The following is a 26,710-nucleotide window of genomic DNA, read 5'->3' as shown; positions in this document are numbered from 1 at the left end:
TGCGGTTTCTTCAGGCGTCCCGGTCCGCCCCCCCCAATCAAATCCAGCTTTCGACCCACATCCAGATCGGCATGGTCACTGCTGAAACCAGCGTCGACAGGCAAATGGCCGAGCTGGTTTTTTGCACATCCTCCTGGGTGCGTGAAAAGCCCAGCACGTTCAAACCGCAAGGCGTCGCCGCCATCAGCATCAACACCGCTCGCGGCGTACCACTGATGCCGATGATCATGCAGGTCGCCAGTACCAGCACCGGCATGATCAGCAACTTGGCAAAGGTAATACCGACGGCCTCGATACTGGGGCGCAGGCGGTAACCCGCAAGATTGCCGCCGAGCACGATCAGTGCGCAGGGCAGGGCGGCCTGGGCCAGCCAGGTGGTCAGGTGATCGGCCCACAACGGCATCGTCAGGCCCGAGAGATTGAGCAGCACGCCGAGCAATAAACCGATGATCATTGGGTTGGCCAGACTGCCAACCAGGGTTTTGATGCTGAAAGGCTCATCACCAGCGAGGCTGTTGTATAGGCTCTGGAAGCTGAACAGCAACAGGCTGTGCACCGCCAGGATCGTGAATAGCAGCACCAGACCCGCGTTGCCAAACAGACTGGCCACCAACGCAATGCCCATCAGCCCGTTATTGCCGAACGCGGCGGTCAGACCAAAGGGCGTCGGATGCCCGATGCGCCAGTGAGCAACCAGATTGACCCCGGCAAAGACGATCAGCGCCGGTATGAAATAGGCCGCCAGAATCGTGGTGTTCAACCCGTCATGCAATGGCGCCTTGGCCATGCCGATGAACAGCACCATAGGCATGAAAAGCTTGAATGCCAGTTCGCCAAAGGCCTTGTTGCTCTCCGCCGACAATGTGCCGCGACGGCGCAGGAAGTAGCCCAGAACAATCAACAGAAAAATCGGCAAAATAGCTTGCGGAACAGCCACGGCAGAAGGCTCCGGCAGAAAGTGTGCGGGCATTATTACCGCGGATGGTCTGGTTTCCTACCTTGAGGGTGCGATTGATCCTGTCACCACGTTTTCGCGCGGCAAACGCAGGCACTGTAGGAGCTGCCGAAGGCTGCGATCGCGGTAGTCGAGGATGAAATACTTCGCAGCCTTCGGCAGCTCCTACAGAAATGCGGCCCGCATAAGGCTTTGTCTGCTGTTCGAGTCCGGCATAAGGCATGGACAGTCGCGATCTTTTTGGTTTTTATTATAAAATCTTCTATTTAGTTTATTTGTTATTCATTTTTGTTCTATCTATAAAACCATTTCCATTACTCTTTCGCCGAGCCGATTTCCATGAGCAAGCAAGATCGACACATGCGTCTGGGCCTGTTCATTCAGGCTGCCGGTCACCATTCCGCTGGCTGGCGATACCCTGGCGCGCAGGCGGGTAGTGAGAACTTCCCGTTGATCCGTCAACTGACCCTGGCGGCTGAACGAGCCAAATTCGACATGGTGTTTTTTGGCGACAAACTGGTCACCAACGGCAAGGAACATCCGTCGATGATCGTGCGCCTGGAGCCGGTAGCTCTGCTTGGCGCGCTGGCGTCGATTACCGAGAAAATCGGTTTGGCGGCGACGGCCTCCACCACTTACAGCGAGCCTTACACCATCGCCCGGCAGTTCGCCACGCTCGATCATTTATCCGCCGGGCGATCTGCCTGGAACGTCGTGACCACTGGCTACGACAGTGCCGCCAACTTCACCCGCGCTACCCATCCGGATCATGCTCAGCGCTACGCCGTCGCCGAAGAATTTGTCGATGTGGTGCGGGGGCTGTGGGACAGCTGGGAGGATGATGCCTATGTACAGGACCGGGATTCCGGCGTCTTTCTTGATCCCGCGAAACTGCACGGGCTTGATCACAAGGGCGAGTACTTCTCCATCGCCGGGCCGCTGAACGTAACGCGCGGGCCACAAGGTCATCCGGTATTGATTCAGGCCGGTTCGTCCGGGCCCGGCATGGCGTTGGCCGCACGGATCGGTGAAGTGGTCTTCACCGCTCAGCAGGGCTTGGCAGAGGCTCAGGAGTTCTATCGGGACCTCAAAGGCCAGGTCGTCGCTCATGGTCGCAGGCCGGAGCATTGTCTGGTGATGCCGGGCGTGATGCCGATCCTTGGCGCGACGGCCTCTGAGGCGCAGGCGCGCTTTGATCAACTGCAAAGCTGGACGGATCAGGAGGCCGCACTGTTGATGGTTGCTGATCGTCTTGGCCACGACCTGTCCGGTTTCGACCTTGATCAGCCGTTACCTGACTTGCCGCTGCCGCAGAACATGAAAAGTCGTGCTCAGTTGCTGCTGGATCTCTCCCATCGCGATGGCCTGACCCTGAGGCAGATCTGCAATTTGGCGGCGGGTGCCCGCGGGCACAAAATTGTGGTCGGTACGCCGCAAACCGTCGCCGATGAATTGATTGCCTGGTTTGAAGGCGAGGCCGCTGACGGTTTCAATCTGATGCCGGCTTACTTCCCTGAAGGCCTGGAGCATTTCATCGACGGCGTGCTGCCGATCCTGCGCAAGCACAAGTTGTTTCGCGAGGAATACACCGGCAGCACCCTGCGCGAACACCTTGGTTTGCCAGTTCCGGCTAATCGGCACGGGTAGTGGTTGCCGGTTGCTTGCCGCTGTCGTGAAGCAACCAATGGACTTTGTAGGAGCGCACGAGCAACGCGAGGCCGCGATAGCGGTGTATCAGACAGTCCGCCATCGCGGCCTCGCGTTGCTCGTGCGCTCCTACAGAAAAGCATTCCAGATCAGTTACGCGGTTTGTCTGACACTCCGCTATCGCTGGCCTCGTAACCTCGTTGAGCGCCTACAGGAATGAGGTCAGGTCTGAAGATAATTCTATGCTTTAAGCTGATATAAGATTCGGTAGTAATAATAAAAAATAATATTAGGTTAGATCGCATTGGCATTTCACAGGCCTGCATTCAACGCTTATGTTCATGCTCAATCCGGCCTCATGGCCGTCGACCATGAACGGGTGGCCATGCGTGCCACCCTGCGTTTAAGTCACGAGGTCTTCATGACACAAATCGTAATCGCCACTCAGCATGACGAAGAGGTCAACGAGCTGATGCGCCAGCGTCTGCATGAGTACATATTTGTGCCGATTGGCACCGGTACGCCCGACTCTATTCCTGCCGAAGCGACTATTTTGCTGGCGCGCCCGGTGTTCCGCGCGGGCAGCGGCGAGAAACCACCACGTCCTGAGGGCTGGCCATTCAATCTGCAATGGATTCATCTGTCTTCGTCCGGCATCGACACTTACCCGGAGTGGCTATTTGAAGTACCGCAGGTCACGTCGGCCCGTGGCACGTCTGCAGTGGCGGTAGCGGAGTTTGCATTGGCGGCGATTCTTGCCAGTGCCAAGCGTTTTCCCGAGGTCTGGATCTCCGAGGCAGCGCAGTGGCAGCGACATTCCTTGCAGTTGGTCAGCGGCAGCGTATTGGGGATTGTCGGCTTTGGTGCGATTGGCAGTGCGCTCGCTATTCGAGCCCAGGCATTGGGCGTGAAGGTGATTGCGACCAATCATTCAGGCAAGCCGTTTTATGTGCCGGGTGTTGAGCGTACGAAGACTCTGCAGGCACTGTTTGCGGCGTCTGATCATGTGGTCGTTGCTGCACCGGCTACGGAGCAGACCCGACACCTGATCAACGCCGAGCTGTTGAGTCACGCCAAGCCGGGCCTGCATCTGATCAACATCGCGCGGGGTAGCCTGGTGGACGAGGAGGCTCTGGTGGCTGCACTGGATGCGGGGCAGTTAAGCCGGGCAACGCTGGATGTCGCGCAGAGGGAACCATCGCCAGCTGATCATCCGTTCTACAGCCATCCGAAGATTCGCCTGTCGCCACACGTTTCTCCTGCCACCGGCGACCTGTGGGGCAATGTGATTGATCAGTTCGTAAGTAATCTGTTGCGCTTCCACAAGGGCGAGCCATTGGCTGAGCAAGTGGATTTCAAGCGGGGGTATTGAGGAGGACTACCGGACACTTGTATCGCAGGTGTGTTTTTTGTATTGCCTGCAAGATCGCCATCGCGAGCAAGCTCACTCCTACAGTTGGAACGCGGTCCTGTAGGAGTGAGCTTGCTCGCGATAGCGTCGGTTCAGCCACCTCAAACCGCGATCTGTACCTCGCGTTCACCCAGTACTTCGCTGACCGCCTGTACGATCACTTCAGCCTCGGTACGCACCAGCCAGTCCGGGCTGACTTCAGCGAAGATCACTTCGCCGTGCTGACCAATCACCACCACCGCCGGTTGCGGCAGTTCCCAGGTGCCTGTCCCCGTGACTTCACCGATACCGCCACCGCCCTTGCTCAATGCTGCCTTGCGCGAAGCTTCGTCGAAGCTGTAGAGAATGCCCAGCTGTCGCGCCAGGGTATTGTCTTTGTCGGTGGCGACAAGAAACTGCAAATCATGACGCTGCTTCATATCGATCAGCCGCGCCGGTATTTGCGGGCTGACGGCTACGAGCGGCACACCCAAGGCTTGCAGTTTCGGGAACAACTGGCGCTGGTAATACGGCAGGGCAATGTTGCACGCCGGGCACCCCGCGAAGCGAAAGAAAATCAGCACTGCGGGGCCGTAGGCGCTGAGCTTTTCACGCGTCAGGGTGCCGCCCTCGACGTCCAGTAGCTGAAAATCCGGAACCGGATCGCCGCGTTGCACAAAGCGTGCATGCTGTGCGGCATCCACCAGGGTCTGACGCTGGTTGATGTTGATCTGCAAGGCTTCCGGCGCCCAGCTGGCGAGGCGTTCGGCATGCAGGTCTGCCAGCAGTTGGTTCAATGATTCGCTCATGGTCGATGCTCCTGATGTCAGTTTATTTAGTGGGGAGAGGGTTCGCTTTTATGCATGACAACGGCTTCCTTGGGACATGCGGGTGTTGCCTGCGCGCACGTCTGTGGGAGCATGGCTTGCCAGCGATAAATTCACCGCAGTCTGAAGTGAACCGCGTCCAGCCTTATCGCCGGCAAGCCGCGCTCCCACAGGGAGTCACCTGGCTTGAATGTTTGGTTCAGGCGTTAACCGCACGCCGCACCCGATGCGGGATGTCATCGTCGGCAATCAGCACGCGCTCCATGCGTCGCGGATAGTCGCCGTAGTTGTAGACCGGGTAATGCAGGGTCGAGCGGTTGTCCCAGAAGGCGATGGAATGTTCGCGCCATTTGAAGCGCACGTGATGCTCGGGCTTGTTGAATTCCTGATGCAGGCGTTCAATCAGCCGCTTGCTGCGCTCAGGTTCCCAGCCGATCACCGAAGGGTTTTGCGAGAAGTTGATGAACAGGCTGTCTTCGCCCGTTTCCGGGTGGGTACGCACCAGTGGATGGGCGAGGATCGGATAGTCGTAGCCCACGGCGTCCAGAGATTTCTTGAAGTCATGAACCACGAACAACGTATCGATTTCTTCGCGCAGCGCGTCCGGCAGCGCCCGATATACCGCACCCGCATCGGCCCAAACCGTATCGCCACCGACCTCTGGCAGATCCACCGCCCGCAGTACCGCACCGAATGTAGGTTTCAGTAGCCAACTGGTGTCGGTGTGCCAACGCCCCGTGGTTTTTGGCCCGTACAACTCACGTGCATCCTGAGCCTGAATCAGGTGTGCATAGGGTTTGCTGGCATCGTTCTTTTCCGTGGTCGGGTGCTCGTACAGCTCGCCGAAGGCCTTGGCAAAGGCGATTTGTTGCTCGGTGCTGATGTTCTGATCACGGAAGAAAATCACCTTGTGTTCCAGCAGCAGCGCGCGAATTTCGTCGCGTTGTGCAGCAGTGAGCGGCTGGGTCAGGTCGACTCCGCTAATCTCGGCACCGATGGTCGGTTCCAGGCGGGTGACTTGCAGTGATCTTACTATCTGGAGCGGAGGTTGCTGACGAGTTGGGGCTGGGGTCTGCTGTTCAAGAGTCGCGGACATGGCGGGTGGGACCTCTCTTTTGTTGTTAAGGGTTAACCTCCGCCTGGAGAGGGGTCGGGTAAGGACGTTGCTGGGAATGTCAAAACAGCTTGGGGCTATGTAAGCATAATGATTATTTTTAATATGCTACTTTTTTATGATTAACATAGAACAAAAATGCATTTGCTGATTTCAGTCGACCGACTCGATGTGCGTTTAAAAATCAGTAAATTTAATAATTAGCTTAGATTAAAATGTGCTTTTTAAATGCTTTCTTATGCGTTTAGGCTGCTCCCACACGTACCACATCTGTCGGTCCCGCCTTTTTACGGAGCAGCCCCATGAGCAATGTCAGTTCCTTGCCTCTTCAACCCCAACAGTCTGGCTCCGGCAGTGTCCGTGAGCGCGTATCGCCGGAGGAGTGGGAGGTACGGGTCAAGCTGGCAGCCGCTTACCGGCTAGCCGCGCAGAAGCGCTGGACTGACCATATCTACACGCACTTTTCTGCTCGTGTACCGGGTAAGGAGGAGCACTTTCTGATCAACGCTTTCGGTCTGTTATTTGACGAAATCAGTGCATCGAATTTGGTCAAGGTCGATATCGACGGGACTATCGTCGATGACCCGACCGGCCTGGGCATCAACTACGCCGGTTATGTGATCCACAGTGCGATTCACGCCGCCCGCCACGATCTGGTCGCGGTTTTGCACACTCATACCCGCGACGGCATTGCTGTTTCTGCACAAAAGGGCGGTTTGCTGCCCATCTCTCAACACTCGCTGGGCTTCTCGGGTCGTATCGCTTATCACGGTTATGAGGGCGTGGCGCTGGACCTGGATGAGCGCGAAAGACTGGTGGCGGATCTGGGAGACAAGAGCGTGATGATCTTGCGTAACCACGGGCTGCTGACCGGCGGTGTGAGTGTCGAGCACGCTTTCCAGCAACTGCATCGTCTCGAATACGCCTGCAATATTCAGGTGGCGGCGCAATCGGCGGGCAATGATGAACTGATCTATCCACCGGCTGAAGTAGTGGCCCGGGTCGAAGAGCAGGCCAAGGTCTTCGCGGATGGCCATGGCCCAGGCGTTGCCCGTCACTGGAATGCCCTGATTCGTGAGCTGGAGCGCAGCGATACGTCTTACAAGGAGTGATACGCGCGGTATCTCTCGGCAAATATTGAACCTCATGCGCACCGACGTGATCGTGATCTGCCTGTTGATCTACAGCATTCTGGGGCTGGTTATCGATGCAATCATCCGCACGCTGGAGCGCTATGCGCTGGCCTGGCGTCCCACTTTCGCAAGGAATTGACCATGGCTGCTCTGGACGTTTTACACCCTTATTCGAACCCCGCGTCGTCAGCGGAAGCTGCGCCGGTGCAACTGCGAAATGTGATTCGCCAGTTTGGTCGGCATAAGGTGATCGATGAGCTGAACCTGGACAGCGCAGCGGCTCACGACGCTGTAGAAGCGCCTGCGGTGCAGGATAATCTGCGCCGGTTTGCGAATGTGCGTTGAGCCTATTCCAGACTGTGCTTGTGAATACATGACCTCTGTGGGAGCGAGGCTTGCCCGCGATTGGGTTTGCAGATTATCGCGGGCAAGCCTCGCTCCCACAGGGGATTGCAGCTCAGCGGGAAACCGCATTCCTCAAATCACATGCGCCTGCTGCAATTCTGTCAGCGACAGAGCCTTGAGGCTCGCCAATACGGTGTCCCGTCGATCCCTCGGATGGGCGAGTTCCACGGCCAGCTCCTGACGGATGTTGCTCGGCCGGTTGCCCATTACCAGCACCCGATCACTCAGATACAGTGCCTCGTCCACGTCATGGGTCACCAGCAACAAGGCGATGGCATGCCGCTGGGCGAGCTGCAGCAGCAGGTCCTGCAGCTTCATGCGGGTGAAGGCGTCTACCGCGCTGAACGGCTCGTCCAGCAGCAAGACTTTGGGATGTGAGTACAGCCCGCGAGCAATGGCCACCCGTTGCGCCATGCCACCGGACAGCGCCTTGGGCAACGCGTCAGCAAACCCCGCAAGACCGACCTCTTCGATCAACTGCGCGACCCAGTCCTTGTCGTAGTGCTTGTCGTCGCTGAAACCGATGTTCTGCTCCACCGTCAGCCATGGCATCAGGCGCGGCTCCTGGAACACAAACGCGACTTCGTCAGCGGTTCGATGCAACTCACCCTGATAGTCTTTTTCCAGCCCGGCGACGATCCGTAAAAGTGTGCTCTTGCCGCAGCCACTCGGTCCCAGCAGGCTGATGACTTCCCGGTCGTGCAGCTTTACATGCACGTTGTGCAGCACCGTAGTGCTGCCGAACGATTTGCGTTGAACGTTGATATCCAAAAGCACTTCAGTCATCTCTCAATCTCCGGTGCCCTGGCCACTGAACGTGTCGCGCCAGGCCAGGAAGCGTTTTTCAAGACCTGCCAGAACGCCGTCGCTGATTTTGCCGAATACTGCCAATACGATGATGGCTGCCAGTACGATGTCTGGTCGCGAGGTTTCCCGGCCGTCACTGAGCAGATAGCCGAGGCCTTTGGTGGCGGCGATCAACTCTGCGGCAACGAGGAACATCCATGCCAGGCTCATGCCGCTGCGTAAGCCGGTAAACAGTCCGGGCAGTGCGGCCGGTAAAAGAATGCGGCGGGTCAGGCGACCACGGCTGAAGCCATACATTTGGCCGACTTCGACCAGCTTGCGGTCGATATTGCGAATCGCGGCCACGCCGTTGAGGTACACCGGAAAGAACGCGCCGATTGCGATCAGGACAATTTTCGAGGTTTCGTCGATACCCAGCCATAACAGCAGCAGCGGCACCCAGGCCAGACTCGGGATTGATCGCAGGCCGGCGAACGTTGGCTCCAGATAGGCTTCAGCCTCACGGCTCAAGCCGACCCACGCGGCGAAAATCAACGCCAGGCTCGTGCCGATGGCGAAGCCGATCAATACCCGCAACAGGCTGGCGCTGATGTGTTTCCACAACGGCCCGTCAGCAAGGTCGCCAAGGGTCAGAGCGATCTCGCTGGGCGCTGGCATCTGGTACGACGGCAGCCAGCCGATGCGCACGATTATCTCCAGAAAAACGATGATCAGGAGCGGCAGCACCAGGCCTTTGCCACGTCGCTTCCATGCAGCGCCGGATGTCGGATTAGGCAGCGCGAGCGGCGCTGGCAGGTCTTTGCTTTTGCTGTTCATGGGGGTTCTCTAGCTAAACATAACCATCTGAACTGGAATGCATTCGCCCTGTGGGAGCCGGGCTTGCCCGCGATAAGGCTGGACGCGATCTAAAGTGAATCGCGTGCAGCTTTATCGCGGGCAAGCCCGGCTCCCACAAGGGGGAATGAAGCAGCTCTGGGTTTTACTGACTCGCCGTCAAGGTCTTGCTGAAACCCGGATCGATCAGTTGATCAATTACCTGGTCAACATTCACACCACGGCGAACCAGTTCTTCAGACACCAGAATTGGCGCTGCACCCTTGGAAGACGCGACGTCCTTGCCGCTCAATTGCGGAGTGCTCAGGTCGGTGCGGGTCAGTTGCAGCTTGGCAACGTCCAGCGGCAGGCCGGATTCCTTGGCCAGCAATTCGGCCAGTTCATCCGGGTGCTTGACCGACCATTCACGGGCTTTTTCGTAAGCGCTCAGCACCGTTTCGATGGTCTGCGGATGTTCCTTGGCAAATTTCTCGGTAACGCTCAGCACACCGTAGCTGTTGAAGTCCTTGTTGCGATACAGCAGGCGCGAACCGGCCTGGACTTCGCTGGCAGCCATGTGTGGATCAAGGCCGGCCCACGCGTCGACATCACCTTTCTCCAATGCGGTGCGGCCATCCGGATGCTGCAAGTGCACCAGTTCCACGTCGTCTTTTTTCAGACCTGCCTGTTGCAGGGCGCGCAAGGTGAACAGATACGGATCAGTGCCCTTGGTGGCGGCGATTTTCTTGCCTTTAAGATCGGCGATGGTTTTGTACGGTGAGTCCTTGCGCACCAGCAATGCGGTCCATTCGGCGCGGCTATAGACATACACCGACTTGATCGGGCTGCCGTTGGCGCGGCTGAGTACTGCTGCCAGGCTGGCCGAGGAGGCGAAATCCACGCCGCCGCTGTTCAGGTATTCAAGCGAGCGATTACTGCCCTGACTTAACACCCAACCCACTTTGCTATCCGGCAGGGCCTTTTCCAGCCAGCCGAAATGCTTGAGCACCAGGCTTACTGGCGAGTAATAGGCGTAATCCAGCTTCACTTCCGCCGGGGCGGTTTCTGCTGCGAAGGCCAAGGGATTCATGCCCAGAGCCAGCACACCGGCGCCGATCAACAGCTTTACGCGAGTAAAGGACAACAGGGTTTTAGCGTTCATTTGGAACAGCTCCAGGCAAGGCGATATCAGAGATTTTTCTTATTCACAAAAATGGCAGTAGGCTTATTGCTTTCCTGCTTAAAAGGAATATTGCAGGCTCTGTGCCAAATGGCCGGGAGTTGAAATACGGGGGCTGGGAAGGGGCGGGACAAGGTTTTGCTGTCGGTGGGGAAACAGTCTGTTGAGCGACTGTTGCTGGGGCAACAGTTGTCAGGCGGACCATCGAAAATCTATGGGCTGGCGTAGGACCTGTGGGAGCGGTGCTTGCCCGCGATGCATGAGACGCGGTCATAAGACACACCGCGTTATCGTTTATCGCGGGCAAGCACCGCTCCCACACAAGCACTGCTCCTGCATGAGTTTGGTATTTAAGGCTTCCAGATTTCCACGTCTTTGGCATCCACCGCTTTGGGCAGCAAGCCTGCAGCAAAGAACGCGTCGGCGATTTTCTGTTGTTCGCCGAGTTGATCCGCTTTCACCGGACGCACTTCATACGTGCGGTGGCTGTTGGCGATTTCAACGGTGGCCGGATCAAGGTTGCCCCACAGCGGGCCGAGCAGGGCAGCGGCTTCTTTGGGGTTGCCTTTGACCCAGTGGCCGGCTTTCTGCAACTGATCGAACACCAGCTTGAGCACCTCCGGATGGGCCTTGGCGTAAGGCGTGCTGGTCAGGTAATAGCGCTTGTAACTGGCCAGGCCCGTGCCGTCCGCCAGAGTGCGGGTGGGCAACTGGCGCTGCACGCTGGTCAGGAAAGGTTCCCAGGTCACCCAGGCGTCAACCTTGTTGTTTTCGAACGCAGCACGCCCATCAGCAGGTGTCAGATAAGCAGGCTGGATGTCAGAGAACTTCAGACCGCCCTTGGCCAAGGCTGCGATCAGCAAGTAATGCGTGCCGGCTGCTTTGGTCACGGCGACTTTCTTGCCCTTCAGATCGGCCAGTTCCTTGATAGGCGAATCCTTGGGCACCACGATGGCCTGCGCAGAGGGCGACGGGGTTTCTTCGGCGAAGTAGGTCAGCCGGGCCTGAGCCGCCTGAGCAAAGATCGGCACGGTATCGGCGACATCTGCGCTGATGTCGACGTTGCCGATGTTCAACGACTCCAGTAACGGCAATCCGCTGGGGAATTCATGCCAGCTGACGTCGATGTTGGCATCGTTCAGGGCTTTCTCCAGCGTGCCTTGGGTTTTCAGTACGGTGATCAGCGTCGAGGATTTCTGATAACCGATGCGCACGGTTTCCCGAGCCTGGGCTGGCAGCATCAGCGTCCATGCGGCGGCGATGGCCAGGCCTGCAAGCAGCGGGCGACGCAGGCGAATATTCAATAGCGGTTTCGACATGGCACTCTCGAAGATGGATAAGTATTTGCAGACGAAGAAGAGGGCGCTATTGCGCCCTCTGGAAGTTTTGCAGCGTCATCAGGCGACTTTTTCCTGAGCCTCACGCTCGCGCTTGGCCACCAGTTCACGGGTCAGCGGAATGAGTTTCTTGCCGTAGTCGATAGCGTCGTCCAGCGGATCAAAACCGCGAATCAGGAAGGTGGTGATACCCAGGTCGTAGTAATCGAGCAGTGCCTCGGCGACCTGCTCTGGCGTGCCGACCAGTGACGTCGAGTTGCCCTGCGCGCCCAGCAATCCGGCTATGCCTGTCCACAAGCGTTTGTCTAGACGCGAGCCTTGAGATGCAGCGGCCAGGAGGCGGCGAGAGCCTTCGTTTGGCGGCTCGCGACGCACAAAGCCATTCCCTTCGGCGATGGCTTTGGCGCGTTCCAGAATGCTGTCGGCACGGGCCCAGGCTTTCTCTTCGGTTTCCGCCAGGATAGGGCGAAGGGACAGGCTGAAGCGCACCGTCCGACCATGCTTGGCTGCTTCGGCGCGGACTTCCTTGACGACTGCGCGAACCTGCTCGTAAGTCTCGCCCCACAGCGCGTATACATCGGCGTGCTTGCCTGCGACGGCGATGGCCGCAGGCGAAGAGCCGCCGAAATATACCGGGATGTGCGGCTGTTGCGGGGACTTCACCAGCGAGTGCGCGCCTTCAAACTGGTAGTACTCGCCTTTGTGATCAAAAGGTTTTTCGCTGGTCCATTCCTGACGCACAACGCCCAGGTATTCATCGGTACGCGCGTAACGCTCGTCCTTGCCAATATGGCTGCCGTCGGCGCGCAGTTCCTTGTCGTCACCACCGGTAATGATGTGGATCGCGGTGCGCCCGCCGTTGAATACATCGAGCGTCGCAAACTGACGCGCCGCCACGGTCGGCGAAATGAACCCAGGTCGGTGAGCGATCAGGAATTTGAGTTTCGTCGTGATGCTGGACGCGTGGGCTGCAACAAAAGCACTGTCCGGGCTGTTGGAGTGGTAAGCCACCAACGCGCGGTCAAAACCAGCATCTTCATGGGCCTTGGCAACTTTCGCCACGTACTCGGGCTGGATAGTAGGGCCGCTGCGCGGGTGGATTTCCGAGCCGGGCTGGGTGGCGATGTAGCCGATGAATTCGATGCTCATGAACAGCTCCTTCTTGTATTCATAACGTATAGGGGGGGAGGCTCCGGGTTGGGTTATCCCGAAAACTGAATCCGTACCTGCAACATATGGCTATAGAAGTGAGCTGTGAAATTCTATTTTGACCTAAGGTTATTATAAAAATATTGCATGTGTATTATTCTGGTTAATGAGGATTTATTATCACGAATGCGGCCGCTGAGTATTGGCCCGGACGGCGTTCAGGTGGGAATGGCACCGCGCCTTCGCTTAACAAATATTGGACCTGCAGGAGCTCACCGAGGTTACGAGGCCAGCGATAGCGATTTGTCTGACACTCCGCCATCGCTGGCCTCGTAACCTCGGTGAGCTCCTGCAGGAAAGGCGTTTCTGTAGCCTGACGCTCAAATTTTCAAACCGGTACGTCGCCCAGGATCGTCGCCCGATGCATGACTCTGCGTTGCGGCCGGTAGTCGTCCACTGCGTAATGCTGGGTGACGCGGTTGTCCCAGAACGCCACATCATCGGCCTGCCAGCGCCAGCGAATGGTGAACTCCGGCGGGTCGCGTGGCTGAACAAAAACGCCAGAAGCGCTGCACTTTCCGCCTCGCTCAGCTCGTTGAGGCGCGACGTGAAGCCATCGTTGACGAACAGTGACTTGCGACCACTTACCGGGTGCGTGCGGATCACTGGATGCGAAATCGGCGGGTACTGACGGCGGGTCTGTTCCCAGCGGGCGATGTCTTCCGGTGTAGTGCCGAAGCGTGTCAGTGGAAACGAGCGGGTGAAATCATGCGTCGCGGTCAGCCCTTCGAGTAGCGTTTTCAGGGGCAGTGACAACGCTTCATAGGCCGCGATGCCGCTGGCCCACAACGTGTCCCCGCCGTATTCCGGCAGTTGTTTTGCACTGAGCACGGCACCCAGCGCCGGAGTCGGCAGGAACGTCACGTCGGTGTGCCAGATCGCGTTATCGCGTACGTCGGTAACCGCCGTATCGAGGATCAATACCTCGGGTTGCTCTGGCACATTCGGGTAGATCGGGTGCACGTGCAGTTCGCCAAAACCGGCGGCAAACCGCGCCTGTTGTTTGGGTGTCAGTGGCTGATTGCGAAAGAACAGCACCTGGTGTTTCAGCAGCGCTTGTTCGATGGCCTGGCGCTGTTCGTGGGTCAGCTCCTGGCTCAGATCAATGCCGCTGATCTGTGCGCCGAGGGCAGGGCTTAGGGGTGAGATTTGGATGGTCATGATTGGTGTCCGAGTTGGTGCGCAGATCTAATGTGGGAGCGGTGCTTGCCCGCGATAAGAGCGACGCGATCTAAAGTGAACCGCGTCCAGCCTTATCGCGGGCAAGCACCGCTCCCACACAGAGCATCATTGTCGCTTTGGATCTCAATGACTCTGCCCATGCCACGGCACCAACTTGCGCTGCAGGGCTCGCAAACCCATCTCCATGGCGAAGGCGATCAGGGCGATGACGAGGATTCCCAGCACCACCACATCCGTGACCAGAAACTGCGCCGCTGACTGAACCATGAAGCCCAAACCGCTGGTCGCCGCGATCAGTTCTGCAGCCACCAGCGTCGACCAGCCGACGCCCAGCCCGATGCGCACGCCAGTGAGGATTTCGGGCAGGGCACTGGGCAGGATCACGTGGCGAATCAACTGCCAGCGAGTGGCACCCAACGATTGCGCAGCACGCAATTTCGTCGGGTCAACGGTGCGCACGCCGGTCGCGGTGGAGATAGCGATGGGGGCGAAAATCGCCAGGTAGATCAACAGCACTTTGGAGAACTCGCCGATGCCACACCAGATCACGATCAGCGGCAAATAAGCCAGCGGCGGGATAGGGCGGTAGAACTCGATCATCGGGTCGAAAATACCTCGCGCGATGCGGTTGTGGCCGATGGCGATACCCACCGGAATGGCCGTGAGTACGGCAAAAAACAGTGCCAGACCGATGCGCTGCAAACTCGCCCCGAGGTGCTGCCAGAGGGTGGAATCCATGTAGCCGCTGGTCATCAGCAGCCAGGCTTTTTCCAGCACCGCAGAGGGCGGTGGCAGGAACAGCGGTTCGATAAGTTCTGCGGCAGTCACTGCCCACCACGCTGCCAACAGCACCACCAGTGTCAACACGCTGATTGCACGCGTGCTCAGTTTCCAGCGCACAGGGGCGGGGATAGTTTCAGGGGCGGCGGTCGTGCTGCCCGGCAATTCGTAGCTGCTCATGCGTACTGCTCCCGAGAGACGCCGCGCTGGGAAAAGACGCTGGTCAATACATGTTCCCGGGTGTCGATAAAGCGCGGGTCAGACTTGATCGAGCGGGCCGACTCTCCGGCGGCATAACGCTGCCCGAAATCCAGTTGCAGGCGTTCGGCGATGTGTCCCGGATTTGGCGCCAACAGAATCAGGTCGGTGGCGAGAAACACGGCTTCTTCAATGTCGTGGGTGATCAGGAACACCGGCTTGGCAGTACGCTGCCAGACTTGCAGCAGCAACTCCTGCATCTGTTCGCGGGTGAATGCATCCAGTGCGCCGAAAGGTTCATCCATTAGCAGTACACGTGGATCCGCCGCCAGTGCGCGAGCCAGGCCAACACGCTGCCTCTGGCCACCGGACAGCTGCCAGATCTTGCGTTGGTCGAAACCGGTCAGGTCGACCAGTGCGAGCATTTCCCTGGCTTTGGCCTCACGCCGATCGCGCGGTACACCCGCCAGTTGCAGGCCAAACGCGACGTTGCTCAACACGTCCTGCCAGGGCAGTAATGCATCGTCCTGGAACACCACGCCACGTTCTGCGCCCGGGCCATTGACCGTCACACCGTCCAGGCTGATGTTGCCAGCACTGGGCGGTACGAAACCGGCAATCAGATTGAGCAGGGAGGTTTTGCCGCTCCCCGAGGGACCCAGTGCCACCAGCAATTGCCGAGGGCCGAGGCTGAGGGAAATGTCCGCCAGCACCGGTTCGGTCGCGCCGGGATACTGTGCGCTGATGCGCTCCAGTTTGAGCAAAGCCATGGGCTGAAACTCCGCTTATTGGGTGATGAATTTATCGCTGACGTAGGGTGCGTAATCAGCCAGTACCGCATCGACCTTGCCTTGCTCCTTGAGGAACGCAGCGGTCTTGGTCACAGCATCGATGGTTGGCGCACCGAGCAGTGCGCTCTGATCTGCGGCCAGCGGGTAGACGTTGCCTTGCAGCAGGCCCGGGATGTCCGAGGTTTTGGCGCCGGACAGCTTCACCAGCTTGTCGACGTTGCTGGATTTTGCCAGCCAGGCGGCTGGGTCCTTTCGGTAGTCGGCGTAGGCGTCGAGGGTGACTTTGGCGAAGGATTTGACGATTTCAGGGTGCTTGTCGGCGAAGTCCTTGCGCACGATCCAGGCATCAAAGGTTGGTGCGCCGACCTTGGCCAGCTCCCCGGAAGTGATCAGCACTTTGCCGTTTTCCTTGGCGACACCCAGGGCCGGGTCCCATACGTAGGTGGCGTCGATATCACCGCGCTTCCAGGCGGCGGCAATGGCCGGTGGTGCGAGGTTAAGAATGGTGACTTTCGACGGATCGATGTTCCAGTGTTTCAACGCGGCCAGCAGGCTGTAGTGACCCGTGGAAACGAATGGCACGGCGATTTTCTTGCCGATCAGATCCTGCGGTGAATTGATCCCTGAACCATTGCGCGCCACCAGCGCTTCAGCGGCTCCGATCTGAGTGGCGATCAAGAAGGTTTCAACCGGCAGCTTGCGAGTGGCGGCGGCGGTAAAAGGGCTCGAACCGAGGTAACCGATTTGCACATCACCGGAGGCGATGGCGGTGATCACATCGGCACCGTTTTCGAATTTGCGCCAGGAGATTTTCGAGTCAGTGGCTTTTTCGTATGCGTTATCCGCCTGGGCGACTTTGGCCGGGTCGACGGTGGTCTGGTAGGCGACGGTAAAGTCGGCTGCTTGAGCCAGATACGAAGCGCCAGTCAACGACAGTGCCACCAGAAGGCGAAGAGGGAAGTGCAGTTTCATCATGAAGCTCCGAATCAGGCTGGCCGGGGACTGGCTGAGGCTGGAGACTAAATGATCTAAGAAAATCTAAATAAATAACCTTTTAGAATTAGCTTATGAGCGAAGCTCGCGTGGATTGCAAAACAGTTGTCGGTGACGCCGGCCCTCAATCCACCGGTTTTATTGGGGGAACGCTCTGGTTAAAGGGTTGTAACGAGACTGACACAATTTGACACAATCTATCGCCGGAACTTTTTGAGAATAGCTAACGCAAGTTAATGGTAATCACTACTATTCGCGCCAAATTCAATCTCTCCTTTGGATGCGCTCCAGATGTCTGTTCTTTTGCGTTTTACGCCTGCTGCCCTCGGTTTGTGCTCAATTCTGACCGCGGGTGGCAGCTTTGCAGCTACCGCGGTTTTGCCTGAAACCTCCATCGATGCCGAAACCGAAGCTGAAAACGACGATCCACGCGTCAAGGAAAGCAGCACCGCGACGCGTACTGCCACTCCCGTACGCTATGTACCTCAGGCTATTGATTCGGTGAAAACCAACAGTGTCGCGAGTTACGGGACCAACGATCTGGGCAGCGCCTTGAGCGGTATTCCCAACGTCAGCAGTGGTGCCGATACGCGTTTTGATAGCTTGCGCATCCGTGGTTTTGATGCGAGCAACGACTTCTATCTCGACGGCATCCGCGATGACAGTCAGTACGTGCGCGATTTGCACAACATTGAAAGCATCGAAATCCTCAAGGGGCCTGCCGCCGTGCTCTACGGGCGTGGTAGTCAGGGCGGGATCGTCAACCGGGTCAGTAAACAGCCGCAAGCCGGACGCCGCTCAAGCATTGAAGCGCAGGGCGGCAGCGATGATTTGCGCAGCCTTTACGCAGACCTGAGCACCGATCCGAATGACACGATCAGCCTGCGGCTGAACATGGGCAACATGGATCAGAACAGTTTTCGCGACGGCGTCAGCGGCAACCGTCAGTTGTTCGCGCCGTCCATGAGCTGGCAACTGACTCCAGATCTGAACTGGCTGGTGCAGTACGAATACAGTCGCTACAACCGTACCCCAGATCGTGGCATTCCCGGCATCGGCGGGCGCCCTGCGGATGTGGGCCGCGATACCGCCTATGGCAGCGAGCACGACTACATCGACGACAAGTCGCAATCGCTGCGCTCCAGGCTCAGCTACGAACTCAATGACAGTTGGCAGCTTCGGCACACTCTGGGCGTGTTCAAGCTCGACAGCGATTTTGATAACACCTACCTGACCGGTTTCATCCCGGCCACTAACAGGGTCACGCGCCAGCATTGGCAGCAGGACCTGACCACTCGCAATGTATTCAATAACCTTGAGCTGGAAGGTGCGCTGGAAACGTTTGGCCTGGAACACCGTCTGCTGACCGGCGTGGAGACAGGCAGCCAGCGTCGGGATCCAAAGCTTTACACGGCGGCGACATCAGGAGCTGGCTTCTCTGCTGTGCCGTCTTTGGACCTGTACTCTCCCAACCGCGATTTGCGTCACACGGGACGTATGCAGGTATCGAGCGACAATCACACTGAGGTGGAGAGTCGTGGCCTGTATGTGCAGGATCAGTTGCGCCTGAATGATCAATGGCAGGTACTGGCAGGGCTGCGTTACGACACCTTCGATATCGAGTCGACCAACCGCCTTCGAGGCTTGACCGAGGAGCGTGACAGTCATAGCACCAGCCCGAGAGTCGGCCTGGTCTGGACGCCGCTGGAAGATCATTCGTTTTACGCTTCCTGGACCAAAACGTTTTCGCCTGTCGGCGGCGGCCTGATTGGCATTACTCCAGGCGCAGCAGGCAACACCAACGACCTGAGCCCGGAGCTGACCAAGCAGAAGGAAATCGGCGTCAAGAGCGACTGGCTGGATGATCGCTTCAGCACGACATTCGCAATCTACGAGCTGGAGCTTTACAACCGTCGTACCAGTGACCCGAATAATCCGACAGTGACCCTGCTCAGCGGTTTGCAGCGTTCTCGCGGTATTGAGCTGACGGGCACCGGCAAGATCGTCGGCAACTGGTATATACGCGGTGGTGTCGGTGTGCAGGACGCGACCGTAGTGAAAGACAACAACGGCTTTGAAGGCAATCGCATCAGTAACGTTGCCAAGCGTAACGGCAGTCTGTTCCTGACCTGGAAACCCGAGATGGGCTGGTATGCAGAAACCGGTATGACCTTGGTGGGCCAGCGCTACGCCGACAACCTGAACACTACTGTGCTGCCAGGTTACGGGCGTTGGGATGCGTTGGCCGGGTTCCGTCAGAAGGACTGGGATCTGCGCGCTGCGCTGAACAACATCACTGATCAGACCTATTACTCGTCGGCGACCAGTGCCGCGCAGATCCAGCCCGGTGCGCCGCGCAATCTGGTGGTAACCGGTACGTATAGTTTCTGACGGGTTATTTCCACACCGCCTGTTCGACGTTGATCTTTTTCGGGAGCAATTTGTTCTCGAAGAAGAGGTCGGCCGTCGCCTGCTGAGCGGCCAGGATTTTTGCGTCCACCGGCAGGATTGGCGACGGTGGCCGGTTATCCAGGTAGCGGGTGATCACTGCTTCCGGCAGGCCCATTGAGCCGGTGAGGATGTCGATACTCTGTTGGCGCTGGCTGCGTGTCAGCGCTTCGGCAGCAGTGAGTTCTGCAAGCACGGCGTGAATAAAGTCCGGGTGTTGATTGGCGTAGTCGCGACGTGCGCTGTAGATCGGGCCAGACAAACCTAACCCCGTGCCATCGGCCAGCAGACGACTGTGCCCTTCGATCAGGGCCAGTGAGGCATAAGGGTCCCAGATCGCCCAGGCATCGACGCTGCCTTGTTCAAAGGCGGCACGGGCGTCGGCAGGGGTGAGGTAGATCGGCTGGATATCCTTGAAGCTCAAGCCGGCCTTGTTCAGCGCTCGCAGCAATACGTTGTTGGAACTTGAGCCTTTCTGGAAGGCGACTTTCTTGCCCTTCAGGTCGGCGACGCTTTGCAGCGGGCTGTCCTTACGCACCAGGATGGTTTCTGCGGCGGGCTTGGCAGGCTCGGCGCCGACGTAAACCAGGTCTGCTCCGGCCGCCTGAGCGAATAGTGGCGGGATATCGCCGGTGGAACCCAAATCCAGCGCGCCGATGTTCAACGCTTCCAACATTTGCGGACCGGCGGGGAATTCGATCCACTGGATTTTGGTGTCAGCGAAGCGTTTTTCCAGCAGGCCTTTTTCCTTGGCGATCACCAGGGCGATGGAGCCTTTCTGGTAACCGACGCGCAGGGTTTGAGGGTCTTCTGCCAAGGCTGATTGTGCCGATGCCAGGCCGATCAGACCTGCGAGTAGTGCGATGGATTTCATTTTTGCTCGCTTATCTCTGACTGCAAATAAATCGTCAGGCTAATGAAGATCCCTTTGTGGGAGCGGTGCTTGGTCTGGGCGGCATTCCGACGATACATGAGACGCGCATTGACGACATACCGCGTTATCGTTTATCGCGGGCAAGCACCGCTCCCACAAGGGAGGTTGCATTCCACAGTGGAATTGCATTTGTTGGCTTTGGATTTCACTCCGCCAACGACGGTTTCTCCCACAGGTTGATACCGCCTTCCTGGGCGAAGCGGTCGATTTCGGCCAGTTCTTCCGGGCTGAAGTCGAGGTTTTTCAGCGCTTCGACGTTCTCGATGATTTGCTCCGGACGGCTCGCACCAATCAACGCCGAGGTCACGCGTGGGTCACGCAGGGTCCAGGCCAGGGCCATTTGCGCCAGGCTCTGGCCGCGACGCCTGGCGATTTCGTTCAAGGCGCGAACGTGAGCGATGTTGGCTTCGGACAAATGTGAGGCCTGCAACGAACCGCCCCCCGGACGATTGACCCGGGCATCCTGCGGCACGCCGTTGAGGTATTTGTCGGTCAGTAAACCCTGAGCCAATGCAGTGAAGACGATGACCCCTGCGCCCAGTTCATCGGTGGTGTCCAGCAGGTCCTTCTCGACCCAGCGATTGAGCAGGTTGTAGGCCGGTTGGTGAATCAACAGCGGCACCTTCCACTCTTTCAGCAGCGCGGCTATTTCACGGGTTTTGCTGCCTGAGTAGGAAGAAATACCGATGTACAGCGCTTTGCCTTGCTGCACGGCAGTCGCCAGGGCGCTGGCAGTTTCCTCCAGTGGTGTGTCCGGATCGAAGCGGTGTGAGTAGAAAATGTCCACGTAGTCAAGACCCATGCGCTGCAGGCTCTGATCGAGGCTGGCCAGCACGTATTTACGCGAGCCGCCACCCTGACCATAGGGGCCAGGCCACATGTCCCAACCGGCTTTGGTGGAGATGATCAGCTCATCGCGATACTGCTTGAAGTCCTCGCGCAACAGCTTGCCGAAGTTACTCTCGGCGCTGCCATAGGGCGGGCCGTAATTGTTGGCCAGGTCGAAATGATTGATGCCCAGATCGAATGCCGTGCGCAGCATGGCGCGCTGGGTGTCGATCGGCGTACTGTCGCCAAAGTTGTGCCAAAGACCCAGCGATAACGCGGGCAGTACCAACCCACTGCGGCCAGTGCGGCGATAGGGGATTTTTTCGTAGCGGTTTTCGGCAGCGGTATAAGTCATTGTGGCTCTCATTCGGTAGTCGAAGACGGGGTCGTTTGCGCTGGCCAGTGATAAAACTCCAGGCCCAGAGCGCTGCGATTCTTGAAGCCTTTCCAATAGCTGTGATCAGGTTTTTCACGTCCGGTTTCGTCCGTCGACCATTTGCCGTCGGCGGCCCGTGGTACCAGGGTCAACCAGGGCTGACGGTCTAGGCTTTTGAGGTGCTGATCGAGAAAGGCCAGAACAAAGTGCTGATTGATGTTGTTGATCCGGCTGCTGTCCCAGACCGGCTCAGCATAGGCGGAAAAATCATCGGGATGGCTGCTCGCCGCCGCAGGGGGCGGATTAGGCGCAATGTTGTGGCGGGCATTTTCGTAGACGAGCAGGTAGCGGTCAGCGTTTTTAGCGCCTTCTGCCAGGCGTCTGACGCCGTCAGCATAACCGGCGACATCATCCTGATCGCCCGCGATGAACAGGCTGGGTACGCGCAGTCCTGCCAACCCTTTCTCATCCAGCAGACCTTGCTGTCCGCCCCAGGGTGCGAAAGCGATCAGTGCTTTGATGCGTGCGTCTCGGACCGCTTCGAAGTCGGGGTTACCCGCTTGTCTGGCCTGTAGTGCAGTACCTGCCACAAAGCGTGATGCCACCGCGCTGGTGCCAACGCCTGCTGCATTCAGTACGCCATAGCCGCCCATGGAATAGCCGAGCAGGGCGGTGTGGCGGGTGTCTATTTTTCCAGCCAGCGGACTGCCACTGCCTGACTTCGCCCAGTCAGTGATCTGGTCCAGCACGAACAGAATGTCCAAGGGACGGTTGAGCAATGTGCTGGCAAAACCGGCCTTGTCGGCGCGGGTTGATTCCGTGTGATCGATTGCGACGACTGTATAGCCGTGAGAGGCGAGGAACTCGGTCAGGTAACTCATCTGCAAGCGTGAGCCCGGATACCCATGGGACACAATCACCAGCGGAAACTTCTTGTCTTTTAGCGGCTGCGCATCGCGTACGGCACGGCCTTCGAACGTGAACGCGGTGTTGGGCCGAGCCGGGTTGCTGGCGCCTGCGCCGAGCACATCGGTGTAAGTGCCGAGCTCGGCCTGGCCAGCTTTCAACTGCGCCGGATACCAGACTTCCAGACGCAGTGGACGGTCGTAACGCGGGTTACTGTCGGTACTGGTAGCCGCGAGGATGTTGAGTTGATCGCGATGGATCACGTCAATGGTTCGCACACCCACCTGATAAGCCCCGCGTGCGGCCAGTTCCGGTGCATCCGGGCGTGGATCGCCATTCAGCGCAAACGCGCTGCACGACAGGCTCCATACCAACAGCAGGCTGGCGACTCTCAAGGGGTTGCAGCTCACTTAGAATCCTCCGGCAAAACGATGACGTGGCCGTTGCAGGCCAAGGTTCTCCCGCAGCGTGCTGCCGGTGTACCCGGTACGAAACAGGCCACGGCGCTGTAGCTCAGGCACGACGTAATGAGCCACGTCCTCAAGACCGCCGGGCAGATGCGGTACCAGCACATTAAAGCCATCGGCAGCGCTTTCTTCGAACCAGGCTTGCAGTTCATCGGCGATTTGCGTTGGCGTCCCGATCAGGCTGTAGTGTCCGCGACCTCCGGCAATGCGGCGGCCCAGTTGGGCAAGGGTCAGGTTCTCATCCCGGGACAGCTGGGTCAGCAGTTTCTGGCGGCTCTGCTGGCCGCTGTCAGTCAGTGGCAACGGCGGCAACGGTTCGTCGAGGGCGTAACCGGACAGGTCGAAATTGCCCAGCATTCGGCCGAGCAAGGCCACGCCGACTTGTGGTTCTACCAACTCCTGAAACGCTTCGAATTTTTCCCGGGCCAAGGCTTCGCTGTCGCCGACCACGACGAGCACGCCGGGCATCACTTTCAGGCTTTCGGGGTCACGGTCGAAGCGTGTCATGCGGCCTTTGATGTCAGCATAAAACGCTTGGGCATTGGCCAGTGACGTTTGCGCAGTGAACACCACTTCGGCGGTTTCAGCTGCCAGGTCACGGCCGACTTCCGAAGAGCCTGCCTGAACGATGACCGGCTGGCCCTGAGGCGAGCGGGCCACGTTCAGTGGGCCTTTGACCCGGAAGTGTTCGCCCTGGTGATCCAGCACATGCAGTTTGGCCGGGTCGTAATACTCGCCGCTGGCTTTGTCGCGCACAAAGGCGTCGTCTTCCCAACTGTCCCACAGACCGGTCACGACCTTGTGGAACTCCCGAGCGCGGCTATAGCGTTCAGCGTGACCGATGTGTTCTTCGCGGCCGAAGTTTTGCGCTTCGGCGGCAGCGTCGGAGGTCACCAGATTCCAGCCAGCACGCCCGCCAGACAGGTGATCCAGCGAAGCAAACTTGCGCGCCACGTGGTACGGCTCGTTGTAACTGGTGGTGGCAGTGCAGATCAGACCGATGTGTTCGGTGACTGCGCTGAGCGCTGACATCAGGGTCAGCGGTTCAAAATGATCGGAGCGTGCCATGTGACTGGCGCTGGGGCCTGTTGCTGCGGCGACGCTGTCAGCGACGAACAGCGCGTCGAACTTTGCTGCTTCGGCCACTTGGGCCAGATGTTTGTAATGCTTGAAATCCAGCCCGGCGTTGGCCGGCACATCCTGGTGACGCCAAGCCGCTACATGGTGCCCGGTGGCCATGAGAAAGGCGCCGAGCTTGAGTTGGCGAGGTGTGTTGCTCATGTGTTGTTCCTTGTTGAATCAGATCTTTTGTAGGAGCTCACGAGCACCGCGAGGCAGCGATGGCGGTCTGTCTGATACACCGCCTTCGCGGCCTCGCGGTGCTCGTGCGCTCCTACAGGTTCCCGTTTACTTAGCGACAGCGTGGTGTCAGGGGCGCCGAGCTACCTCCTGTCAACATGACAATCTGATTTGAAATGAGGTTTCTGTAGGAGTGAGCTTGCTCGCGATGGCGTCCGTTCATACGATAAATGCGTCGACCAGGAAATCGAATCGCGAGCAAGCTCACTCCTACAGGTCTGTGTTTACTGCGCGGCAGCGTGGTGTCAGGGATGCCGAGTACCTCCAACTGCTATGCATCAAAAATCCTTACGCAACTGCACACCAAAATAGCGCTCGTCATCACGCGGTACGGCGCGGGTGATGTAGTTGCCGCCGGTGGCCAGGCCGGGTGAGTAGGATTTGTCGGCCAGGTTCTTGGCCAGTAACGCGACGCGCCAGCCGTTGCTGTAGTCGGCGAGTGCGACGCTGGCGTTCCAGATGCCGTAGGCGCCTTGTTTGGTGTCCGGGTTCTGACTGATGTCGTACTGCACTTCGCTTTGCCAGCTGTAATCGGTGCCCAGTTCTACATCCAGACCGTTTTCCAGCGGGATGCTGTAATCGGCCCGCACGTAGCTTTTCCAGTCAGGCGAGAAGGGCAGGGTTTTGCCGTCCACGTTGCAGGATGCGGCCGCGCCCGCCGGGCAGGCGAAGGTGTCGATGCGCGCTCTGGTGTAGGCCACTGCGCCGGAAAACTTCAGGTTCTGCGTGGCCTGCAAGGCAAAATCGGCCTCGACACCTTCGGTGGAAACGCTGCCCGCGTTGATCAATCGCGTTACGACGCTACCCGCGACGGTATCGAAGAAGTTCGCCTGATAGTTGTCGTAGTCGCTGTGGAATACCGCAACGTTGGTGATCAGACGGTTGTTCCAGCTGGTGGCTTTGACGCCCAGTTCCCAGGTGTTGGAAGTCTCCGGTTTGAGCGCGTCGGTGTCTCGCGGCTGCATGTTGAAGAACACGTTGTAAGCCGGGCCTTTGTAGCCGCGCGAATAGGTCAGGTAGGTCATGACGTTATCGGTCAGGTCATATTGCAGGCCCAGGCGTCCGGACCAGCCATCTTCATCCACCGATCCGGAGCTGCTGGTCGCGGGATTGATGCCCGCCACTTGAGTGGCCGAGGTCGAGACCCGGCGGTGATCGTATTCCAGCTCGTCGTGGGTCCAGCGCAAGCCGGCGATCCCGCGAAAGTCCGGGGTGAAGTTCAGGGTGCTTTCGCCAAACACCGAATAGCTGTCGCTGGTGGTGCTGTAGTCCGCTACACCCACGGCACTGGCGGTTGGCGTGACCAGCGTGCGGCGATAGGTTTCTTCATCCTTGCCGTGCATGTAATACAGGCCGCCGACGTATTCCAGAAACTGACCTTTTGGCGAGGCCAGACGCAGTTCCTGCGAGTACTGATTGAAGTCCAGGTCGCCCTTGTCTTCAGTACCGGGGAATGCCGCCGTGATGTTCGCCAGGCGATCGCCGTCCTGCCATTGAGTGTTGTTCCAGCCGCGCCAGGCGGTAATCGACGTCAGGGTGTAATCGCCCAGATTCCAGTCCAGTTGCGCAGACAGACCTTTGTTGATGTCTTCCACGTGGCTGCGGTAATCGCTGACGATATCGCGGTTGTGATTACTGGCAGCGGCAGGCGCCAATGCACCGGCAAAGGCCGGGGTCAGCGCTGAACTGACCACGCCGTTCGGTGCGTCATCGTGGGCTTGCATGTAGTCGGCGATGACGGTCAGTTTCACGTCATCGTTGGGGGTGAACTCCAGCTTGCCGCGTGCGCCCTTGCGGTTGTATCCGTTGACTTCCTGGCCATTGGCTTTGTTATCGACGTTGCCGTCGTAGCTGCCGAACAGCGTCGTGATGGAGGCTTTGAGGGTATCCGGGATCAGGCTGCCGCCAATGCCGAAACGCGTACGGCTCTCGTTGCCGCTGTAGTACGACTGATCGATGTAACCATGGGTTTCTTCGGTCGGCGCCTTGCTGATCACGTTGAGCACGCCCGCCGAAGCGTTCTTGCCAAACAGTGTGCCTTGCGGACCGCGCAGCACTTCAATGCGCTCCAGGTCGAGCAAGTCCAGCGTCGCCTGACCAGGCCTTGCGTAAACCACGCCGTCGACAACGGTCGCTACCGTCGGCTCGACACCTGGCGAGGTGGAAATAGTACCCACGCCACGAACGAACAACGAGGTGTCCTTGTTCGAGGCGCCGGTCCGGAAGTTCAGGCTGGGGATCTGCTGGACGATGCTGGATACGCCGTTACGGTTGTCGCGTTCCAGTTGTTCGCCTTCAACCACAGAGACCGCCACCGGTACTTTCTGCAGCGATTCTTCGCGACGAGTAGCTGTCACGGTCACGGCTTGCAACGTCGCGGTCTGGCCTTCGTTCGTAGTGGTTGTGTTGCTGTCGGCGGCGAGGCCCTGCAGCGAAGTCAGTGCCAGTGCTGCCGCGATGGCTTGTGCAAGACGGGCCGGTTTGATGATGTCCCCATAAGTGTGTTGCATGTCGATGCTCGCTTGAAAGATGCCCTGACTGCCGTGACTCTTCGGTCACTGCTCCTGATGTAGGCGTTGGCTGTTCCGCGGCATTCGCTCAAGCGAGTAGCTGACAAGATCATTCCGTTAG

The 26,710-nt window shown here is 58.4% G+C and carries 20 protein-coding genes and 3 pseudogenes; 6 read left to right on the top strand and 17 right to left on the bottom strand.

Going from position 1 to position 26,710, the window contains the following annotated elements:
* Window positions 1–37: 37 nt before the first annotated feature.
* A complete protein-coding gene (locus tag AUC61_RS22825) occupies window positions 38–937 on the bottom strand; it encodes an AEC family transporter (RefSeq protein WP_243248455.1) in 900 nt (299 codons plus the stop codon).
* Between the two features lie 357 nt (window positions 938–1,294).
* Between AUC61_RS22825 and AUC61_RS22820 the strand changes: the two genes are divergently transcribed.
* The gene (locus AUC61_RS22820; protein WP_243248454.1) at window positions 1,295–2,602 is read left to right on the top strand and encodes an LLM class flavin-dependent oxidoreductase; all 1,308 of its coding nucleotides are present in this window, start codon (window positions 1,295–1,297) and stop codon (window positions 2,600–2,602) included.
* A 421-nt stretch (window positions 2,603–3,023) separates the two neighbouring features.
* Window positions 3,024–3,974 (top strand): D-isomer specific 2-hydroxyacid dehydrogenase family protein, encoded by a 951-nt coding sequence (locus AUC61_RS22815; RefSeq protein ID WP_243248453.1) that lies wholly within the window; start codon window positions 3,024–3,026, stop codon window positions 3,972–3,974.
* A gap of 140 nt (window positions 3,975–4,114) precedes the next feature.
* Here the strand turns inward: AUC61_RS22815 and AUC61_RS22810 are convergent, their stop codons facing one another.
* Together AUC61_RS22810 and AUC61_RS22805 are read right to left on the bottom strand one after the other, a co-directional pair.
* A complete protein-coding gene (locus AUC61_RS22810) occupies window positions 4,115–4,801 on the bottom strand; it encodes a peroxiredoxin-like family protein (RefSeq protein WP_243248452.1) in 687 nt (228 codons plus the stop codon).
* A 217-nt stretch (window positions 4,802–5,018) separates the two neighbouring features.
* Window positions 5,019–5,915, bottom strand: coding sequence for a TauD/TfdA dioxygenase family protein (locus AUC61_RS22805; protein WP_243248451.1), 897 nt, complete (start codon window positions 5,913–5,915; stop codon window positions 5,019–5,021).
* Window positions 5,916–6,235: 320 nt separating this feature from the next.
* Between AUC61_RS22805 and AUC61_RS22800 the strand changes: the two genes are divergently transcribed.
* The 3 genes and pseudogenes from AUC61_RS22800 to AUC61_RS22790 all read left to right on the top strand — a co-directional run.
* Entirely contained in the window at window positions 6,236–7,045 is an 810-nt protein-coding gene (locus AUC61_RS22800; protein WP_243248450.1) for a class II aldolase/adducin family protein, read from the top strand.
* Between the two features lie 31 nt (window positions 7,046–7,076).
* Window positions 7,077–7,205 (top strand): annotated as a pseudogene (locus tag AUC61_RS22795) (ABC transporter permease); the annotation flags it as partial.
* 2 nt (window positions 7,206–7,207) lie between these two features.
* Window positions 7,208–7,342, top strand: a pseudogene (locus AUC61_RS22790) (sulfonate ABC transporter ATP-binding protein); the annotation flags it as partial.
* Between the two features lie 201 nt (window positions 7,343–7,543).
* On the opposite strand, the gene AUC61_RS22785 reads toward AUC61_RS22790, so the two are convergent.
* The 9 genes and pseudogenes from AUC61_RS22785 to tauA form a co-directional block, all read right to left on the bottom strand.
* The gene (locus AUC61_RS22785; RefSeq protein WP_243248449.1) at window positions 7,544–8,257 is read right to left on the bottom strand and encodes an ABC transporter ATP-binding protein; all 714 of its coding nucleotides are present in this window, start codon (window positions 8,255–8,257) and stop codon (window positions 7,544–7,546) included.
* A gap of 3 nt (window positions 8,258–8,260) precedes the next feature.
* A complete protein-coding gene (locus AUC61_RS22780; protein ID WP_243248448.1) occupies window positions 8,261–9,094 on the bottom strand; it encodes an ABC transporter permease in 834 nt (277 codons plus the stop codon).
* A 163-nt stretch (window positions 9,095–9,257) separates the two neighbouring features.
* Window positions 9,258–10,253 (bottom strand): aliphatic sulfonate ABC transporter substrate-binding protein, encoded by a 996-nt coding sequence (locus AUC61_RS22775; protein WP_243248447.1) that lies wholly within the window; start codon window positions 10,251–10,253, stop codon window positions 9,258–9,260.
* A 368-nt stretch (window positions 10,254–10,621) separates the two neighbouring features.
* Entirely contained in the window at window positions 10,622–11,590 is a 969-nt protein-coding gene (locus AUC61_RS22770; protein ID WP_279291154.1) for an aliphatic sulfonate ABC transporter substrate-binding protein, read from the bottom strand.
* Between the two features lie 78 nt (window positions 11,591–11,668).
* On the bottom strand, window positions 11,669–12,757 hold the full coding sequence (locus AUC61_RS22765; protein WP_243248446.1) for an LLM class flavin-dependent oxidoreductase: 1,089 nt from the start codon (window positions 12,755–12,757) through the stop codon (window positions 11,669–11,671).
* A gap of 388 nt (window positions 12,758–13,145) precedes the next feature.
* A pseudogene (tauD, locus tag AUC61_RS22760) lies at window positions 13,146–13,978 on the bottom strand (taurine dioxygenase).
* A gap of 144 nt (window positions 13,979–14,122) precedes the next feature.
* Window positions 14,123–14,959 carry a taurine ABC transporter permease TauC gene (gene tauC / locus AUC61_RS22755; protein ID WP_243248445.1) on the bottom strand — a complete coding sequence of 279 codons (837 nt, stop codon included), beginning with the start codon at window positions 14,957–14,959 and terminating at the stop codon, window positions 14,123–14,125.
* On the bottom strand, window positions 14,956–15,747 hold the full coding sequence (gene tauB, locus AUC61_RS22750; protein ID WP_243248444.1) for a taurine ABC transporter ATP-binding subunit: 792 nt from the start codon (window positions 15,745–15,747) through the stop codon (window positions 14,956–14,958). The genes tauC and tauB overlap by 4 nt, the downstream gene beginning before the upstream one ends.
* A 15-nt stretch (window positions 15,748–15,762) precedes the next feature.
* The gene (tauA, locus tag AUC61_RS22745) at window positions 15,763–16,740 is read right to left on the bottom strand and encodes a taurine ABC transporter substrate-binding protein (RefSeq protein WP_243248443.1); all 978 of its coding nucleotides are present in this window, start codon (window positions 16,738–16,740) and stop codon (window positions 15,763–15,765) included.
* Window positions 16,741–17,052: 312 nt separating this feature from the next.
* Between tauA and AUC61_RS22740 the strand changes: the two genes are divergently transcribed.
* Window positions 17,053–19,152 carry a TonB-dependent receptor gene (locus AUC61_RS22740; RefSeq protein WP_243248442.1) on the top strand — a complete coding sequence of 700 codons (2,100 nt, stop codon included), beginning with the start codon at window positions 17,053–17,055 and terminating at the stop codon, window positions 19,150–19,152.
* A 4-nt stretch (window positions 19,153–19,156) separates the two neighbouring features.
* Here AUC61_RS22740 and AUC61_RS22735 read toward each other — a convergent pair whose 3' ends face one another.
* The 5 genes from AUC61_RS22735 to AUC61_RS22715 all read right to left on the bottom strand — a co-directional run bounded on the left by AUC61_RS22735 (window position 19,157) and on the right by AUC61_RS22715 (window position 26,589).
* Window positions 19,157–20,083: a sulfonate ABC transporter substrate-binding protein gene (locus AUC61_RS22735; RefSeq protein WP_243248441.1), complete on the bottom strand. Its 927-nt coding sequence runs from the start codon at window positions 20,081–20,083 to the stop codon at window positions 19,157–19,159.
* A gap of 205 nt (window positions 20,084–20,288) precedes the next feature.
* Window positions 20,289–21,326, bottom strand: a complete 1,038-nt coding sequence (gene mgrA / locus AUC61_RS22730; protein ID WP_243248440.1) for an L-glyceraldehyde 3-phosphate reductase — start codon at window positions 21,324–21,326, stop codon at window positions 20,289–20,291.
* An 8-nt stretch (window positions 21,327–21,334) separates the two neighbouring features.
* Window positions 21,335–22,663: an alpha/beta hydrolase family protein gene (locus tag AUC61_RS22725; RefSeq protein WP_243248439.1), complete on the bottom strand. Its 1,329-nt coding sequence runs from the start codon at window positions 22,661–22,663 to the stop codon at window positions 21,335–21,337.
* Window positions 22,664–24,001 (bottom strand): LLM class flavin-dependent oxidoreductase, encoded by a 1,338-nt coding sequence (locus AUC61_RS22720; protein WP_243248438.1) that lies wholly within the window; start codon window positions 23,999–24,001, stop codon window positions 22,664–22,666.
* 356 nt (window positions 24,002–24,357) lie between these two features.
* Complete coding sequence (locus AUC61_RS22715; protein WP_243248437.1) at window positions 24,358–26,589, bottom strand: TonB-dependent receptor; 2,232 nt, start codon at window positions 26,587–26,589, stop codon at window positions 24,358–24,360.
* Window positions 26,590–26,710: the final 121 nt, after the last annotated feature.

Source organism: Pseudomonas maioricensis, from assembly GCF_022790535.1.
GTDB classification, from domain to species: Bacteria; Pseudomonadota; Gammaproteobacteria; order Pseudomonadales; family Pseudomonadaceae; genus Aquipseudomonas; species Aquipseudomonas maioricensis.
The sequence above is the reverse complement of the archived record's forward strand: the minus strand, read 5'-3'. Positions and strand labels throughout refer to the sequence as shown.

What these genes read in the sequence shown, in the direction of transcription:
- mgrA (WP_243248440.1), bottom strand. Translation starts at nt 21,326, where the DNA reads ATGACTTATACCGCTGCCGAAAACCGCTACGAAAAAATCCCCTATCGC.
- AUC61_RS22735 (WP_243248441.1), bottom strand. Translation starts at nt 20,083, where the DNA reads ATGAAATCCATCGCACTACTCGCAGGTCTGATCGGCCTGGCATCGGCA.
- AUC61_RS22740 (WP_243248442.1), top strand. Translation starts at nt 17,053, where the DNA reads ATGTCTGTTCTTTTGCGTTTTACGCCTGCTGCCCTCGGTTTGTGCTCA.
- AUC61_RS22770 (WP_279291154.1), bottom strand. Translation starts at nt 11,590, where the DNA reads ATGTCGAAACCGCTATTGAATATTCGCCTGCGTCGCCCGCTGCTTGCA.
- tauC (WP_243248445.1), bottom strand. Translation starts at nt 14,959, where the DNA reads ATGAGCAGCTACGAATTGCCGGGCAGCACGACCGCCGCCCCTGAAACT.
- AUC61_RS22715 (WP_243248437.1), bottom strand. Translation starts at nt 26,589, where the DNA reads ATGCAACACACTTATGGGGACATCATCAAACCGGCCCGTCTTGCACAA.
- AUC61_RS22785 (WP_243248449.1), bottom strand. Translation starts at nt 8,257, where the DNA reads ATGACTGAAGTGCTTTTGGATATCAACGTTCAACGCAAATCGTTCGGC.
- AUC61_RS22765 (WP_243248446.1), bottom strand. Translation starts at nt 12,757, where the DNA reads ATGAGCATCGAATTCATCGGCTACATCGCCACCCAGCCCGGCTCGGAA.
- AUC61_RS22820 (WP_243248454.1), top strand. Translation starts at nt 1,295, where the DNA reads ATGAGCAAGCAAGATCGACACATGCGTCTGGGCCTGTTCATTCAGGCT.
- AUC61_RS22720 (WP_243248438.1), bottom strand. Translation starts at nt 24,001, where the DNA reads ATGAGCAACACACCTCGCCAACTCAAGCTCGGCGCCTTTCTCATGGCC.
- AUC61_RS22780 (WP_243248448.1), bottom strand. Translation starts at nt 9,094, where the DNA reads ATGAACAGCAAAAGCAAAGACCTGCCAGCGCCGCTCGCGCTGCCTAAT.
- tauA (WP_243248443.1), bottom strand. Translation starts at nt 16,740, where the DNA reads ATGAAACTGCACTTCCCTCTTCGCCTTCTGGTGGCACTGTCGTTGACT.
- AUC61_RS22800 (WP_243248450.1), top strand. Translation starts at nt 6,236, where the DNA reads ATGAGCAATGTCAGTTCCTTGCCTCTTCAACCCCAACAGTCTGGCTCC.
- AUC61_RS22815 (WP_243248453.1), top strand. Translation starts at nt 3,024, where the DNA reads ATGACACAAATCGTAATCGCCACTCAGCATGACGAAGAGGTCAACGAG.
- AUC61_RS22805 (WP_243248451.1), bottom strand. Translation starts at nt 5,915, where the DNA reads ATGTCCGCGACTCTTGAACAGCAGACCCCAGCCCCAACTCGTCAGCAA.
- AUC61_RS22810 (WP_243248452.1), bottom strand. Translation starts at nt 4,801, where the DNA reads ATGAGCGAATCATTGAACCAACTGCTGGCAGACCTGCATGCCGAACGC.
- tauB (WP_243248444.1), bottom strand. Translation starts at nt 15,747, where the DNA reads ATGGCTTTGCTCAAACTGGAGCGCATCAGCGCACAGTATCCCGGCGCG.
- AUC61_RS22775 (WP_243248447.1), bottom strand. Translation starts at nt 10,253, where the DNA reads ATGAACGCTAAAACCCTGTTGTCCTTTACTCGCGTAAAGCTGTTGATC.